The 15,396-nt window shown below is 39.4% G+C and carries 11 protein-coding genes and 4 tRNA genes; 10 read left to right on the top strand and 5 right to left on the bottom strand.

The window, feature by feature from the left end; translation table 11 throughout:
- Positions 1-23 precede the first annotated feature (23 nt).
- From ASF86_RS12830 to ASF86_RS12850, 5 genes are all read left to right on the top strand, one after another.
- Entirely contained in the window at positions 24-281 is a 258-nt protein-coding gene (locus ASF86_RS12830) for a succinate dehydrogenase assembly factor 2 (protein WP_017388310.1), read from the top strand.
- Positions 282-287: 6 nt separating this feature from the next.
- Positions 288-677, top strand: coding sequence for a hypothetical protein (locus ASF86_RS20095; protein ID WP_056482640.1), 390 nt, complete (start codon positions 288-290; stop codon positions 675-677).
- Between the two features lie 769 nt (positions 678-1,446).
- A complete protein-coding gene (locus ASF86_RS12840) occupies positions 1,447-2,535 on the top strand; it encodes a hypothetical protein (protein ID WP_003653630.1) in 1,089 nt (362 codons plus the stop codon).
- 82 nt (positions 2,536-2,617) lie between these two features.
- Complete coding sequence (gene rrtA, locus ASF86_RS12845) at positions 2,618-3,193, top strand: rhombosortase (protein WP_003653628.1); 576 nt, start codon at positions 2,618-2,620, stop codon at positions 3,191-3,193.
- A 178-nt stretch (positions 3,194-3,371) separates the two neighbouring features.
- The gene (locus ASF86_RS12850) at positions 3,372-5,567 is read left to right on the top strand and encodes a TRAP transporter large permease subunit (RefSeq protein WP_056482643.1); all 2,196 of its coding nucleotides are present in this window, start codon (positions 3,372-3,374) and stop codon (positions 5,565-5,567) included.
- Positions 5,568-5,729: 162 nt separating this feature from the next.
- Here the strand turns inward: ASF86_RS12850 and ASF86_RS12855 are convergent, their stop codons facing one another.
- From ASF86_RS12855 to rnr, 4 genes are all read right to left on the bottom strand, one after another.
- Positions 5,730-6,155, bottom strand: a complete 426-nt coding sequence (locus ASF86_RS12855) for a hypothetical protein (RefSeq protein WP_056482646.1) — start codon at positions 6,153-6,155, stop codon at positions 5,730-5,732.
- Positions 6,156-6,166: 11 nt separating this feature from the next.
- On the bottom strand, positions 6,167-6,376 hold the full coding sequence (locus ASF86_RS12860; protein ID WP_016140118.1) for a YheV family putative zinc ribbon protein: 210 nt from the start codon (positions 6,374-6,376) through the stop codon (positions 6,167-6,169).
- Positions 6,377-6,416: 40 nt separating this feature from the next.
- Positions 6,417-8,471, bottom strand: coding sequence for a M3 family metallopeptidase (locus ASF86_RS12865; protein ID WP_056482649.1), 2,055 nt, complete (start codon positions 8,469-8,471; stop codon positions 6,417-6,419).
- 134 nt (positions 8,472-8,605) lie between these two features.
- Positions 8,606-11,023 carry a ribonuclease R gene (rnr, locus tag ASF86_RS12870; RefSeq protein ID WP_056482652.1) on the bottom strand — a complete coding sequence of 806 codons (2,418 nt, stop codon included), beginning with the start codon at positions 11,021-11,023 and terminating at the stop codon, positions 8,606-8,608.
- Between the two features lie 261 nt (positions 11,024-11,284).
- Between rnr and ASF86_RS12875 the strand changes: the two genes are divergently transcribed.
- From ASF86_RS12875 to ASF86_RS12890, 4 genes are all read left to right on the top strand, one after another.
- A tRNA-Ser gene (locus ASF86_RS12875) sits at positions 11,285-11,375 on the top strand.
- A 9-nt stretch (positions 11,376-11,384) separates the two neighbouring features.
- Positions 11,385-11,461: transfer RNA gene (locus tag ASF86_RS12880), tRNA-Arg, on the top strand.
- Between the two features lie 39 nt (positions 11,462-11,500).
- A tRNA-Arg gene (locus ASF86_RS12885) sits at positions 11,501-11,577 on the top strand.
- Between the two features lie 107 nt (positions 11,578-11,684).
- Positions 11,685-12,278 (top strand): HAD family hydrolase, encoded by a 594-nt coding sequence (locus ASF86_RS12890; RefSeq protein WP_056482655.1) that lies wholly within the window; start codon positions 11,685-11,687, stop codon positions 12,276-12,278.
- Positions 12,279-12,342: 64 nt separating this feature from the next.
- Here ASF86_RS12890 and ASF86_RS12895 read toward each other — a convergent pair whose 3' ends face one another.
- Positions 12,343-14,652, bottom strand: a complete 2,310-nt coding sequence (locus ASF86_RS12895; protein ID WP_056482658.1) for a beta strand repeat-containing protein — start codon at positions 14,650-14,652, stop codon at positions 12,343-12,345.
- 580 nt (positions 14,653-15,232) lie between these two features.
- On the opposite strand from ASF86_RS12895, the gene ASF86_RS12900 reads away from it, so the two are divergent.
- A tRNA-Arg gene (locus ASF86_RS12900) sits at positions 15,233-15,309 on the top strand.
- The last annotated feature ends 87 nt before the right edge of the window (positions 15,310-15,396 follow it).

Raw genomic sequence — 15,396 nt, forward strand, 5'->3', positions numbered from 1 at the left:
TATCAACGCAGATGGGGAAATAAATGTCTGACGAAATGACCTTGGAAGAACGTAAAGTAATTTATCGAGCACGCCGCGGCTTAAAAGAAATTGACGTCTATTTTGACCCTTATGTAAAAAACTATTATCTAAAAGCGGATTCGGCAGAGAAGGCCTTATTTGCAGAGTTAGTTGAACAAGAAGATCCTGATTTACTCGATTGGTTCATGGAAGTTTCTGAACCTCCACGTACAGAGTTACGTGAATTTATTTATAAATTAAAACAGTACGTACATGGCTAAACTGTTTTGATAAAAGAATTGAATTTTGAGCTGAAATATAGTCGTTTCTCGATAATATTTCAGCTTTTTATTGGCTTGAGTTTAGCTATCCTACTTTATCAATTGTTATCACCCATTTGGTGGTTGATTACTTTCATCCTTTTATCTATAAGTTTTCTATTTTTTTTAAGACAATCACAAATTTCTCAAATTGCATATTTAGACCAAAAATCGTGGTCAATTGCATACTCCTCACAAAAGATAATTTCTCGTGTGGAAATTTCTAAAATAATTGATTATCAGCTGTTTATGGTTATTTATTTTGAGGAGGCACCTATAAAGGTAGCCATAATTTGGTTTGATCAACTTCCTTCGGTGCATTGGAAAAAGCTAAAAGTCTTACAGAAACTTCATTAATTGTTAGACAATTCTACATTTGTATATTTATTTAAAAACTATAAAAAACAATAATTTAATCTTTATTTTTTTGCTTGAGTTTAGGATTGTCTAATTAAAAATTAGAAAAAAGCTAAGGAAATACAATTGTCTGACAATTTCACCTATGGGTATCTAGTTGATCGGTTAAAGTACAAACACCAACGTAAAGTGTGTCGGAGGTCTCAAAATGGAGATGCCAACATGGTCGTTCTTGGTCATTGCCATCATTTTGGCAGTGGTGATCGGAAGAGCAGGAACTTTACTCAGGGAACATCTTAACAAAGTTAATTTTAACAAAGTTAAGAGACAGAGGATGCAAGGTCGTCGATCAGTCAATTATTAAATTGGTTAGTCGATTAATTTCATCAAGTGTCCAGTTTATAACTGGGTGCGATTGTAGTAAGGAGGTCTCTCATGGAGATTTCAATGTGGATGTTTCTGTTAATTGCAGTGCTTATGGCTGTGGTAGTAGGAAGAGCAGGAACTTTACTTAAGGATTATATAGAACAAAAATAATATAAGCCGTTAAAAGCTTATCTCAGTTAATAAGTAGCATGTGCTGAACCGTCGCAATGCTACTTTTTTTTGCCTAAAATTTCTTTTTTCTGAAAAAACTGTCAATTTTATCTACTGTGAAGTATGTCAAAGTATAAGCGCTACAATTAGAGTAATTACTCTTTTATTCAAGATATGCATCTGCTAATGTACATCTGAAAAGGAAAAAACAAATTACATAGAGGACAGGAAGATGTCTAAAGTCCAAAAAATAAGCCAAGGTTTGGCGGTAAGTTTGCTTGCAGCTTCAGTTTTATCAGGTTGTTCATACGTCGTGAAAACCGGAGCAAATGTTGCTTTAGGTTTTACGGAAAAGCACGTCGTTCCACCTATTTTAGCAATGCAAGATGCTGAAATGGTTTGTAATACGGGTAGTGCATTAACACCTGCAATTATGTCTACCAAAGGTATGGGTGCAGATCCAACTCGTGTTGCTGTATTAATGTATGCCGCATCAGGTGTATGTGCGGAAAACCAAGCGTTAGAACAGGAATTACGTTATTTACGTGCATCAAAAGCGGGTCAAGTAACCGAAGCTCAAGATGCTCGTATTGCACAGAAACGTTGGGCAGCCATTGCTGCTGAGCGTCAATATACGGGCTATAAGTTGTTCGCTGACCGTTGGGAATCTAAATATAAATATCATTTAGGTGATTCTTGTCCAACGATGCGTAGTGATACTGATCAAACTGTATATTTACTTGGAATGATTAGTGGTCTTCAGGCTGTAACCAATGATATTAACTCTGGTGGTGCAGTCAATGTTCCAAAAGATATTGCGGCTATTGTAGAGCGCGGCATGGTTTGTCTAGATAATGAAAAATTCTGGGGCGCACCTAATGCAACACGTGCTGTTATTTGGACCTTACTGCCTGGGGCTGATGAAGGGAAACCTGACCCATATCAAACGTTAAAGCAATCAGTTCAAATTGGTGAACAAAAGGGTGTTCGCCTGTCCCATGCTTTGTATGCGGTAGCTGCCCAAGCAAGTGGTGATGATGCAAAAATCCGTGATGCATTAAGATCATATGCCGCATCTCAAGCTGATGATAAGCCTGTCAATCCGAACTTTAAGTTAATCGATAGTATGGCTGGTCTGATTGTACGCGGTATTTCTGACCGTTACTGGACTGAGCATACAGGTGTGCGTACCGGAGATGATGGTATGTCACATTTCTGGGATGATAAGAATGAAGGTGCGGCAGAGTTAGATGAATTGTTTGATGGAGGGGCCGCATCTGAAGCTCCTGCAGATTCATCTGCTCCACCAGCAGCGCAGTAAAATATTTGAAAGGTTAACTTCTTGCGAGACTGTTGTTAAGTTTTACAATGGTAGCAAGAAGTTTAATTTCAAGGAGTGTGCCATGAAGGATCATGTACTGAATCATAAAGTGCTTTTGGTCGCAGTGTGCATTTCTGTGTCTGCCTGTCTACAGGTGTTTCCTGATACATTTATTTATTGGCGTGAAAGCCTACTTGGCGAATTCTGGCGTTTGTGGACAGCACACTGGGTACACGTTGGGTGGATTCATTTCCTTTTAAATATGATGGCATTCGCCTGTTTACCGTTTATCTTCCCGCATACCAAAGCGTGGCATCTTTTAAGTCTGCTTCTGCTTTTACCACCGTTCATTAGTCTGGTGTTCTATTTCTATTTGCCTTATATCGAAGCGTATGCAGGGCTGTCTGGTGTGTTACATGGGCTCTATACAGCAGTTGCTTTAGTTTATTTGCAATATCGTAAAGAACGGAATTTTGCTTTTCTGGTTTTAGGATTAATTATTGCAAAACTGATATGGGAAAATACCTTTGGGCAAACAGGAACGGCTCAGTTAATAGGAAGCCCAGTTTTAACTGAAGCTCATCTCTATGGCGCGATTGGTGGCGCAATCTTTGGTGGGTGCTATTGGCTGGTACAGAGATTAAAAAAGAAATATTGACAATACGAACTGTTAAAAAAGTGATTTTAGTCATTCTTTATTAATAAAGTTTGATGCAAATTTGATCGTTGAATAAAGGGATTGGTAGAAGGGGTATGGATTTAACCCCTGACCAAGAAAATTGCATGACTCAAGTCTTTATTTTTTAGGGACTTGAGAGAACAAAATTGGAATATTTATGCAAGAATATCAAGAAAAAAGATCTGGATTAGGTCTGCTGGGTTATATCTGGAACGAATGGATCTCAACATTCGTCATCCTCACTCTGCTATTAATGACTTTAATAATTGGTACCGGGGAAATGATCCACGGACAATTATTACGTATCGGGGAGCGTCTTTATGGTGACCCTGCTATAGGCATGCAATATTCATTTTTGCGTGCTGAACCTGAAAAGCCGACTTGTGATCGACATCCAAATATCGATGCCCAAGTAAAAGAACAAATGAAAGCGAATGCATCTGATGATTTCTCGAGTTTCTTTGGTGCAGCATCGGAAAGTGATGTCCGTGCATCGCTACTCGCTGCGCAGCAACAATGTGACGAGAAATATCAGGCATATGACAAGACAATTAAATATATCGAAGCTAACCCAGGGGTGCGTACTTACCGTGCTGTCGAAACAGGTTTCTTTGGTATTTTTAAATTTGGTACAGAGAATCGTGCCATTTTACTCATCTTTATGGTTCTGATTTCTGCGATTACGGCATCGTTAAAATTTCATCATATTGGCTTACGTAATCCGGCAACAAAAATAGATTACAAAGTCTATTCCATCTTTATGGTGATTGGTAATGCCTTACTCAGTACCTCTGTAATCAGCCAGTATCGTTCAGTTATTAATTCTGGGGTAATACCTACCTATGAAACGGTAACTATTTACTGGATATGGATGATTCTATTTGTTGTTCTGACCTTAATTAGTCTTTATCAATTATTTGTTTCACCTCCACCAAAACGCGAAGGCGGTAATATTGGTTTAGCCCTTTTAAGTGTGCCTTTATATGCTTACATGGCTTTGATTACGGGTATCGTATTTACATTCTTTATGGATTATCCAATGGGGCAAGGGATTTACCTTGGTTTATTGGTTGAGTTTTCAGGTATTTTCTTAAACCTTGCCTTGTTTATTTGGGCAGGTATGCTCCTAACCCAAACACGTGTTATGGATTTATTCCTTAACGTGCTTCGTCCATGGAATTTGGCACCAGAAACCCTAACATGGTTAATTCTAATTGCAGCTGCGGTACCAACGGCTTATACAGGTGCATCAGGTATCTTCGTTATTGCGGCAGGTGCAATTATTTATAAAGAAGTTTGGAATGCAGGTGCTCGCCGTCAATATGCTTTGGCTGTTTCTGCAATGTCAGGTTCTTTAGGGGTAGTTGTACGTCCATGTCTATTGGTCGTTTTAATTGCCATGCTTGATAGCCGTCATGTAACGTCCGATGAATTGTTTGGCCATGGTATTTATGTATTTTGGCTAACCGCATTTATTTTCTTGGGTGTGTCATTACTATTGGCTGAAGAAAAATTCCGCGTGAATTCACCAAAAGTAGCGATTCCGGGTATGTTACGTGCCTTTGTACCTGTGATCCCATACATTCTGATTACTGTTGTTGTTCTTGCGATCTATAAATATGCGCTAGACACAGGAATGAATGAATTTACTGCACCAGTAATTTTGCCATTAGTCCTGATCGCAATGATCTTGTATGACAAATTGGTGTCTACAAAAGAAGCTCCTGCAATCAATATTCATGAAGCAATTGTTCGTGAACATGAACAAAAATCACCATTCTTGCAGTCACATGATCCGCATAGTTCTCAATACCGTCTTGGTTTTGGTGGAGCACTTCGTTTTGCGACCTCAGAAACTGTCGGCCATATTGGTGCACTAATTATCTTGATGGCATTGTCTGCAAGTGTAGGTGGTTTAATTGAACGCTCTGAAGTGGTTGAATTGTTACCGACTCATTTAGGCAGTATTTATATATCACTGGCATGTATTGCACTATTGCTTGCCATTATTGGTATGTGTACAGATCCATTTGGTGCTGTAATTTTAGTTGCTGCAACCATTGCGCCTGTGGCATACGAAAATGGTATTCATCCAATTCACTTCTGGATGATTGTATTAGTTGCATTCGAGTTTGGTTATGTAACGCCACCAGTAGCCTTGAACCATCTACTCACGCGGTTGTCCGTCGGAGATGATGAAGTTAATGCGGCGGATGCTGAAGCGAAAGAGAAATATACAAGTTTCTACTTCCGTTATGAGCGCTGGTTACTACCAATTATTGTCTTGTTCTCATCATTGGTATTGGTTACTTATGTACCGTATGTGTTCAAGTTATTCGATTGGTATAAATAACTTAAATTAAAGTATCTGTTATACAAAAAGCCCTCCTAAAAGGAGGGCTTTTTTAGTAGTAGAATTCAGTAAATTTTGGAAAAAAGATGACTAGAATTATTTTAATTAAAATAAAAAAGCTAAAGATGAATAACTTTAGCTTTTTAAGTTCCCATTGAAAAACTATTGCTGTTTGAGCTGAGCTTCAAGCAATTTAACTTGTTCTTCTTTGAGTTTCGTTAATTGATCTGCATCTGCATGCTGAGCTTTTAATGAACTTTCTTGATCTTGCAACTGACGGTGGATGTCATCGAGTTTAGACACTTCTTCTTTAGCTAAAGATTCTTGAGCAGGTACAGGCTGTTTAAGTACATCTTCATTCACCAGTTGTTGTGAACTCGCAGCCTCTGCTATCGGTTCAGAACCTGATGATGGATCATTGGTTTTAACAGGCGCAGGTGTCGAAACAGGATGAGGATCAACCATTGGTGCGGCTGACTCGGTTTTTTTGAAAAACCATTGTGCAGCGAAAAAAAGCACTACGAGAATGCTTAAGCCCCCAATTAAAATCCACAATAGTTTTGAGTTTTGTTTTCTTTGTAGTGGCATCTCTAAGACCTTTAGTCAGGACGACGAGGCTTGAACTGTATTACTCCAACTTCATCAGGTACAGCAGGTGTTTCAGGCTCATCAATATGAGTCGGACGATTTTCGCTATAACCGCATTCGATACATTCAATCCATTCGTCTTCAGCGGTGGTTAGCATGACAATCCGATCTGTTGCTTCACATTTTGGACATTTAGCCCCAGCAATGAAACGTTTTTTCATCTTTATCACCCTAACCACACGATCAATTTAGGCCCATAGTTTAAGCGGTTTTGCTGTCATTCGTCCAACCTTGATGACGTAACAATGCATCAATTTTAGGTTCACGGCCACGGAAATTAACAAATGCTTCAAGAGCAGTGTCTTTTCCACCTACAGCTAAAATCGCCTGACGGAATTCTTTACCCGTTTGAGTATTGAAAATGCCTTCATGTTCAAAACGGTCAAATGCATCGCTAGCTAACACTTCTGCCCATTTGTATGAGTAATAACCAGCCGCATAACCACCAGCAAAAATATGGCTGAAGCTATGTTGGAAACGGTTGTATCCGACAGTAGGAACGACAGCATATTGGCTACGTATTTCATTTAAAGTCTGCTGAATTTGCTCACTGTTCAGTGCTGGTGTTTTGGTGTGAATTGTTAAATCAAACAAGGCAAATTCAAGTTGACGTAAAGTCTGCATGCCAGATTGGAAGAAGCGGGCATTTAATAAAGCATCGAGCAATTCTTGCGGTAAGGTCTGTTTACTCTCAATGTGCTCACTTAATACATCTAGACTTTCTTTATCCCAAGACCAGAATTCCATGAACTGACTTGGTAGTTCTACCGCATCCCAAGCAACACCATGAGTACCTGCAACCGAAATGTTATCTACTTCGGTTAGCATATGATGTAAACCATGTCCAAACTCATGGAATAAGGTGATGACTTCATCATGAGTCAGTAAAGCAGGCTGATCACCTACTGGAGGTGTAAAGTTACATACCATGTAGCAAATTGGTTTTTGCAGACCGTGAAGAGTCTGCATGCGTGAGCGGAAACCATTCATCCATGCACCACCACGTTTGCCCGTACGTGCATAGATGTCAAAGAAGAATCCACCAATTACTTGGCCTTGGTCTTCTAACTCGAAATAACGTGCATCTGGATGCCAGACGGGTGCTTGTCGCTCAATGATGTTAATGCCATATAAGCGCTGCACGATCTGGAATAATCCTTGAATGACTTTAGGTGCAGGGAAGTAAGGTTTTAACGCTTCTTGAGATAAGTTGAACTGTTGTTGTTTAAGCTTTTCAGAATAATAAGTGGTATCCCAAGGTTGAAGTTCATCTAACCCATCTTGTTTAGCAATATCTCGAAGTTCAGCAACTTCTTGGAGAGCAGGGGCACGTGCATGTTCGGCTAGATCAACCAAAAACTCATGTACTGTTTTTACATCTGGCGCCATCTTGCTTGCAAGAGAATATTCAGCATAATTATTGAAACCGAGTAGTTTCGCCATTTCTTGACGAAGACTCAAAATTTCTTCCATAATTTTACTGTTATCAAATTCAGCTTGCTCAGATTGATCAGAAGCACGAGTCACATAAGCTCTGTAAAGCTCTTCACGTAATGCTCGATCATCTGCATAAGTCATAATGGCAAAGTAAGCGGGGAAGTCCAGCGTTGCAACAGCTTGGTCGAGTTCACGTTGTTTACCGTACTGTTTTAATAGCTCAATATTACTTTCTGGAAGACCTTTTAACTCAGCTTCTGTAAGGGGTTTAAAGTAAGCTTGTGTTGCATCAAGTACATGATTAGAAAAATCAGAAGAAATTTGTGACAAACGTGCAGAAATCTCTGCATAACGTTTTTTCTCTTCGCCCTCTAAAGCCACACCTGAAAGTTTAAAATCACGTAAAGCAAGGCGAATAGCACTTTGTTGGGCTGGACTAAGAGACGTATAGCCCTGACCATCATGGATATGTTGATACGTTTGATAGAGCGCCGTGTGTTGACCAAGCTGAGTATAGTATTCGCTCAAAGCTGGTAATAACGATTGATAGACTTCTCTGGTTTCAGCATTGTTCATCACCGCGTTTAAATGCGATAAAACACCCCATGATTCACTGAGGTTGTTTTCAAGTGTATCGACTTGTTCAAGTACGGCAAGTTGTTGAGCGGTATCGCTAGGTACAACTGTAAGCGTATTTAAAAATTCTTGACCTGCTTGAATCGCTTGTTGGATGTCTTCTTTTAAATTTTCTAATTCAATTTGATCAAAACGTGGAGTTGGTAAGGTCGCTTGTTGAAAAGTCATTGCTGTTAGCCACATTATTTTTTAAACATGGTATTAGATGTAGGTCCTGTCAGGTAGGAAATCAAGTTTAATTTGCAAAATAAGCTTTTTAAAAAGAAATAAGCTCCAAATCGGAGCTTATTTCTAGGCTGGCAACATCTATTGTTTAATTATTCAGCCTTTGATTTTGCATTCGCTTTTTTCTTTTTAGGCTTAGACTTTTTCTTTACTTTTTCTGGTTTACTTTCAGCTTTTGCAGAAGTTTTTTTACCAGGCTTTTTAGTATAAGAACTAGGCTTCCCTTTTTCTTTCTTTTTGTGAACAGGTCTTTCTCCATCAGTACTGACAGTCGGTTTGCTGAAAACTTCTTCAGTTGCTTGTGAAGATGTTTTGGTTGTGCGTGGAGCTCGGCTACGAACTACTCGTCCTGCATGTGTGACTTGTTGAAGAAGCTGGAAGTCAATTTTACGTTCTTCAAGATTTACGCCAGCAACCTGAATTTTAACTTCATCGCCTAAACCAAAAACTTGACCTCTATTTTGGCCTACAAGATTTTGACTCGCTTGGTCATAAATAAAGAAGTCATCACCGAGTTGGCTAATATGAATCATGCCATCGACATATAAGTCTTTCAGTGTCACGAACAAACCAAATTCAGTTACGGCACTTACGATACCAATGAATTCCTCGCCTAAATGCTGTTGCATATAGTGACATTTCAACCAAGTCGTTACACTACGAGATGCTTCATCTGCACGGCGTTCAGTTTTAGAGAAATGTTCACCAGCGTCATCTAGCGCAGCGCCAGAAAGTGGAGAAGGTTTTTGTTTTAGATGAGCTTTAATGGCACGGTGTAACAATAGATCTGGGTAACGACGGATTGGCGAAGTGAAATGCGTATAGGCTTCATAAGCCAAACCGTAGTGCCCCGCATTTTTTGCGCCATAATAAGCTTGCATCATTGAGCGTAATAGCACGGCATGAATGCTTGGTGCATCAATACGGTCTTTTGTTGCCTCAATTACTCGTTGATAATCTGCTTGAGTTGGCTGGTCAGGGAAGGGTAGACCAAGTAATTTCACAAAGTCTTTTACTTTCTGAATACGTGAAAACTCAGGAGCTTCATGTACGCGATACAACATTGGGATATCATTTTCTAACGCATATTCAGCTGCAGCTACGTTAGCAAGCAACATACATTCTTCAATCAGCTTATGAGCTTCATTACGTGTACGTGGCAAAATTTCTTTAATCCCGCCTAGCTCATCAAAAGTCATGTACGTTTCAATGGTTTCAAATTCCATTGCATGACGGTCAGCACGTAAGTTTTTCAAAATTTGATAAAGCTGGAAAAGCGTATTTAAGGATTTATGAACATCGCGATCTTTTGGAATCGCATCTGTTGCGCCTTCAAAATATTGTGCTACTTGGGTATAGGTCAAACGCGCTTTTGAGTGCATGACTGATGGATAAAACTCAAATCCAGTCACACGGCCTGTACGAGAGAGTTTAAGGTCACAGACCATACATAAACGGTCTACATGCGGATTCAGAGAGCACAGACCATTTGACAATGCCTCTGGTAGCATTGGTAATACAAAGTGAGGGAAGTATACAGAAGTACCTCGTTCCTCAGCTTCTTCATTGAGGGCTGAGTCTAAGCGTACATAATGACTTACGTCTGCAATTGCCACCACAACACGGTAACCACCACCCGGACGTTTTTCTGCATAAACTGCATCGTCAAAATCTCGAGCGTCTTCACCATCAATTGTAACGAGTGCCAAATCTCTTAAATCAATACGACCTTCACGGTCTTGAGCAGATGGTTCTTTAAAGCTTTCAGCTTCTTTTAATACCTGATCTGGAAACTCATATGGCAAACCAAATTCAAGAATAGTTTGTGGAATGATAATTTCTGTATCAGCTTTATCGGCCATAGACTGAATAATATGCGCCGTTGAAAACTCTTCGCGGGTCGGATAGCTATCAATTGCAACACGTAGCATATCGCCAACATTTGCTTCAGCGTGTTTTACGAGTTCTTTTTCTAAAGGAATAGGTTGGTGCTGATTAGGGCTGTTGGGTTGAATAAAATATTCGCCCTCATGAACTGACAATTTACCGATCAATTGTTTGACGCGATGTTGTAAAACTTCTGTAATAAACCCCCAAGGTTTACCTTTACGGTCTACCGAAGTCTGGCGCACTCTAACTCGGTCGCCATTAAATACTAAACGTAATTCACGTTCAGGAAGTAAGAGGTCAGTTTGACCATCAATATGTGCTGTACCTAAACCTTTACTATTAATATAAACAGTTGCTTCATATGTTGGTTGATCTGCCACCAACTGAAATTTAAAACCGTCTTTCATGATTTGACCATCACGAACCATAGCACTTAAACGATGACTTAACGCTTCGATACTTTTTTGGTCATGAATATTAAAATGATCGACAAGCTCTGCATGAGATTGTGGTGTTTGCACCTGCTCCAATGTATCTAAAATAAGAGTACGGCTTGGAATAGGATTGTCATAACGTTCAGCTTCAGCTTTCGCTTCAGGGTCAGCCCAGTTTTTTGTCATGTCGTTTGGTTTCACGCTTGGCAGATAAGTTTAGCATAAGCCATGCAGACCCGAACTGCACGTTTAGGTTTGCAATAATGTGTTATGCACTACAGTATTTTGATGAAGAAATAATATCTATCTTAACAAGCGTTTGATCGAAAAAGACGAAAATAATGAGTAAATTGCTTAAAAAGTAATTCATTGAACTAAAAAACAAGAAAATTTCAGTATGATGACTTGATCAATGTGGTTTTAGTTTGTATTATGGCGGCTCGTTCCGGTGAGGTGGATGAGTGGCTGAAATCACTTCCCTGCTAAGGAAGCATACCTATTACTGGTATCGAGGGTTCGAATCCCTCTCTCACCGCCATTACTTAATGCGCTCATAGCTCAGCTGGATAGAGCACTTGGCTACGAACTAAGGGGTCGGGAGTTCGAATCTCTCTGAGCGCACCAAGTAAAATAGAACGAATCGCTGAAAGGCACATAAGTTACGCGCTCATAGCTCAGCTGGATAGAGCACTTGGCTACGAACTAAGGGGTCGGGAGTTCGAATCTCTCTGAGCGCACCAACTTGAAGAATTAACCGCTTTTATAGCGGTTTTTTTGTGCTTGTTTTTTAGTAATTTTAAAAAAATCTAAATTTATAACTTTTTAATTATATTAGAGATAATCATAAATGAATCTAGCTTTATTTGATTTTGATGGCACGATCACTCACAACGACACATTTAGCTTATTTCTTAAGTTTTCGTTGAATAGAAAAACTCAAATAGTCGGCGGTATCCGACTTGCGCCATATATAGCAGGTTATAAACTTGGTTGGGTAACGGATAAAACTATTCGGACTAAGCTCTGTCAGGTAGGGTATGTAGGCTATGATGCGAATTCCCTAAAATATATGGGCCAAGAGTTTGCAAAAAAAGTACTTCCTAAATGTGTTCGTGAAAATGCTTTGGAGCGTATTCTCTGGCATAAACAGCAAGGTGATCAAATTGTTGTTGTATCTGCATCATTAGGCGTTTATTTAGAAAGTTGGTGCCACTCTTTAGGTTTAGATGTTATATGCAATCAACTTGAAATACATAATGGTATTTTAACAGGTCATTTTATTGATGGTGATTGTGGTTATTTAGAAAAAGTAAATAGAATAAAAAATAAATATGATTTAAGCCAATATCCTACAATTTATGCTTATGGTGATACGCCTAATGATTATGCAATGTTAGAGTTGGCGCATAAGAAATATTATAGATGGCAAGAAATGAATTAATATTTAAAAATATATTAATAAAGAAAGCCACTTACTATAAGTGGCTTTCTTTTGTTTAATTATATTAAACAGTATTGAAAGAGTTTTCTAGGAAGTGATCAGTAAGTAATGATGAAGGTACGATAGTGTGCGTTGTATTTGTTACGCTAGATACTGTAGAAGTTACTCCACCGAGTAAGCTGCCTCCAGTTAATCCGCCAAGTAAATTAGAAATAACATCTAAACCACTTCCACCCGTAACACCGCCGGTTAAGCTGCCCACGATATCTGTTACGATACCAATTGGATTGTCACCACCCACACCGCCAGTAACCCCACCAGTTAAGCCACCCAGAAGGTCAGTTACTACACCAAGAGGACTGTCACCGCCAGTAACTCCACCAGTTAAACCACCGAGAAGATCAGTTACTACGCCAAGAGGGCTATCACCACCAACGCTACCAGTTGCGCCACCAATAGTTCCTGTCACTCCGCCAAGGATTTCTGTTAATAAGCCCGTTGCAGTCGTACCATTTGTAATAAGCGTATCAAGAATACCAGTCGCTGATTCAGTTGCGCCTTGAATATCACCACCGACTAAATCAGAAACCACTTCAAGAGCACCATTTACTGTGTCGCGTGAAGTCTCGAAAGTTAACGTACCGAGGTCTGCAATTTCAGAAACAGGATGTTCTGCTTGTGGAAGGATACCGATAATTGTGTCAGCAACTGTGTCAATACCAGTGTTAATAATTTCAGTTTTTAAGCTTTCGACACCTTGAAGAATATCAATACCGCCTTGAACTACGTCAATCACCGGAGAGATTGGAGACGTTCCACCACCGATACCGCCAGTTACGCCACCGATGATGTCAGTAATCACTTCAAGTGGATTACCGTCAACACCGCCAGTTACGCCGCCGATAATGTCAGTAATCACTTCAAGTGGGTTACCGTCAACACCGCCAGTTACGCCACCGATGATGTCAGTGATCACTTCAAGTGGATTACCGTCCACACCGCCAGTTACGCCACCAATGATGTCAGTAATCACTTCAAGTGGATTACCGTCCACACCGCCAGTTACGCCACCAATAATATCAGTGATCACTTCAAGCGGATTACCACCAACGCCACCAGTTACCCCACCAATAATATCGGTTACTACGCCAAGAGGGCTATCACCACTGGTTACACCGCCGATAATATTATTGACAATTCCTGTTGCAGTTGTACCGTTGGTGATAAGTGTATCGAGAATGCCTGTAGCAGATTCAGTTGCGCCTTGAATATCGCCACCGACTAAATCAGAAACAGTTTCAAGTGCGCCGTTTACTGTGTCGCGAGAAGTTTCGAAAGTTAATGTACCAAGATCTGCTAGGTCTGAAACAGGATGTTCAGTTTGTGGAAGGATGCTAATGATTGTGTCGGCAACAGTGTCGATACCTGTATTAATAATTTCAGTTTTTAAGCTTTCTACGCCCTGAAGAATATCGATACCACCTTGAACAACATCAATAACTGGAGAGATTGGGGATGTGCCACCACCGATACCACCAGTTACCCCACCGATAATGTCAGTAATTACTTCAAGTGGGTTGCCGTCAACACCGCCGGTTACGCCGCCGATAATGTCGGTAATCACTTCAAGCGGGTTACCATCAACACCGCCAGTTACGCCACCAACAACATCTGTAACACTTCCAACAACACCAGTCACAATACCTGTAGCAGTCGTACCGTTGGTGATAAGCGTATCAAGAATACCAGTAGCAGATTCAGTTGCACCTTGGATGTCGCCACCAACCAAATCAGAAACAACTTCAAGAGCGCCATTTACTGTGTCGCGAGAAGTTTCAAAAGTTAATGTACCCAAGTCAGCAATTTCAGAAACTGGGTGCTCAGTTTGAGGAAGGACGCCGATAATAGCGTCGGCTACAGTTTCAATACCTGTGTTAATAATTTCAGTTTTGAGGCTTTCTACACCTTGAAGAATATCGATACCACCTTGAACAACATTAATAACAGGAGCGATTGGTGAGGTTCCAAGATCAATGCCACCTGTTACGCCACCAATGATATTGGTTACGGTTTCAAGAGGATTACCACCATTAATACCACCAGTTACTCCGCCAATAATATTAGTGACAGTATCTACAGGGTTTGTAGAACCAATACTACCTGTAACAGTACCAACAGCATCGGAAACAAGGCCAGTTGTGGTTGTTGTAAGCGTATTTGTTGCTGTAGATAGAGTGTCTGAAAGTAGGCCAGAGGTTGATATGTGACCATCAACTGAAGAGCCACCAGTTACGTTAGTATTCACCGATATAATATTACCTAAGTCTTGAGTAACTTTTGATATCGAAGAAACAAGAGTTTTTAGTAAGAACATGTTGGTCTATTTCCTATATAATTATGTATTTTTAAGTAAGTATTATTTATTGCGCTACATAATTAATGAGATTTGTATCTCAATAATTGGAATTTAGTATTAGTTAGATCTCAAAAGCTGTCAATGTGTATTTCTAGTCACATTTTTTGATATTAAATAATATTTAAAGAAATAATAATTCATTTAATTTAGACGTAAAAATAATAATGGTTTTTATATAATATTTTTTTAATTAATTATATTTTTACTTATATTTTCATTTATTTGAATCATTATATTAGATAAATTTTACTTAGGCCTATATTGTTAGAGCTTAACTAGAAATATTTTATTTCTATAATGTTGACTAAAATAGTCGCCTTTAACTTCTAGGTATATGACCAAATACTTCAAAAAGCCTATAAAACTTATTTGAAAAAAAATATTTCAAATACATCTTAGGTGAGAAAAACACCAATAATTTTAGCTACTATTTTATGTAAAATAGGGTGCTGGCTAAGAACTAGACGGTTAATGACAGAAAGATGAAAAAAGGCTTCCTAAGCTTTGAAAAATGCGTATAATGCGCAACATCAAGTACGCGCTCATAGCTCAGCTGGATAGAGCACTTGGCTACGAACTAAGGGGTCGGGAGTTCGAATCTCTCTGAGCGCACCACTTGAAGAATTAACCGCTATAATATAGCGGTTTTTTTGTGTCTGATTTTTATCATCTTTATTAAAAGCTAGTGTTCATGGCAACCAG

The sequence above is a fragment of the Acinetobacter sp. Leaf130 genome, from assembly GCF_001423205.1.
Classification (GTDB): Bacteria; Pseudomonadota; Gammaproteobacteria; order Pseudomonadales; family Moraxellaceae; genus Acinetobacter; species Acinetobacter calcoaceticus.

What these genes read in the sequence shown, in the direction of transcription:
- ASF86_RS12850 (WP_056482643.1), top strand. Translation starts at nt 3,372, where the DNA reads ATGCAAGAATATCAAGAAAAAAGATCTGGATTAGGTCTGCTGGGTTAT.
- ASF86_RS12895 (WP_056482658.1), bottom strand. Translation starts at nt 14,652, where the DNA reads ATGTTCTTACTAAAAACTCTTGTTTCTTCGATATCAAAAGTTACTCAA.
- ASF86_RS12830 (WP_017388310.1), top strand. Translation starts at nt 24, where the DNA reads ATGTCTGACGAAATGACCTTGGAAGAACGTAAAGTAATTTATCGAGCA.
- ASF86_RS12865 (WP_056482649.1), bottom strand. Translation starts at nt 8,471, where the DNA reads ATGTGGCTAACAGCAATGACTTTTCAACAAGCGACCTTACCAACTCCA.
- rrtA (WP_003653628.1), top strand. Translation starts at nt 2,618, where the DNA reads ATGAAGGATCATGTACTGAATCATAAAGTGCTTTTGGTCGCAGTGTGC.
- rnr (WP_056482652.1), bottom strand. Translation starts at nt 11,023, where the DNA reads ATGACAAAAAACTGGGCTGACCCTGAAGCGAAAGCTGAAGCTGAACGT.
- ASF86_RS12855 (WP_056482646.1), bottom strand. Translation starts at nt 6,155, where the DNA reads ATGCCACTACAAAGAAAACAAAACTCAAAACTATTGTGGATTTTAATT.
- ASF86_RS12890 (WP_056482655.1), top strand. Translation starts at nt 11,685, where the DNA reads ATGAATCTAGCTTTATTTGATTTTGATGGCACGATCACTCACAACGAC.
- ASF86_RS12840 (WP_003653630.1), top strand. Translation starts at nt 1,447, where the DNA reads ATGTCTAAAGTCCAAAAAATAAGCCAAGGTTTGGCGGTAAGTTTGCTT.
- ASF86_RS12860 (WP_016140118.1), bottom strand. Translation starts at nt 6,376, where the DNA reads ATGAAAAAACGTTTCATTGCTGGGGCTAAATGTCCAAAATGTGAAGCA.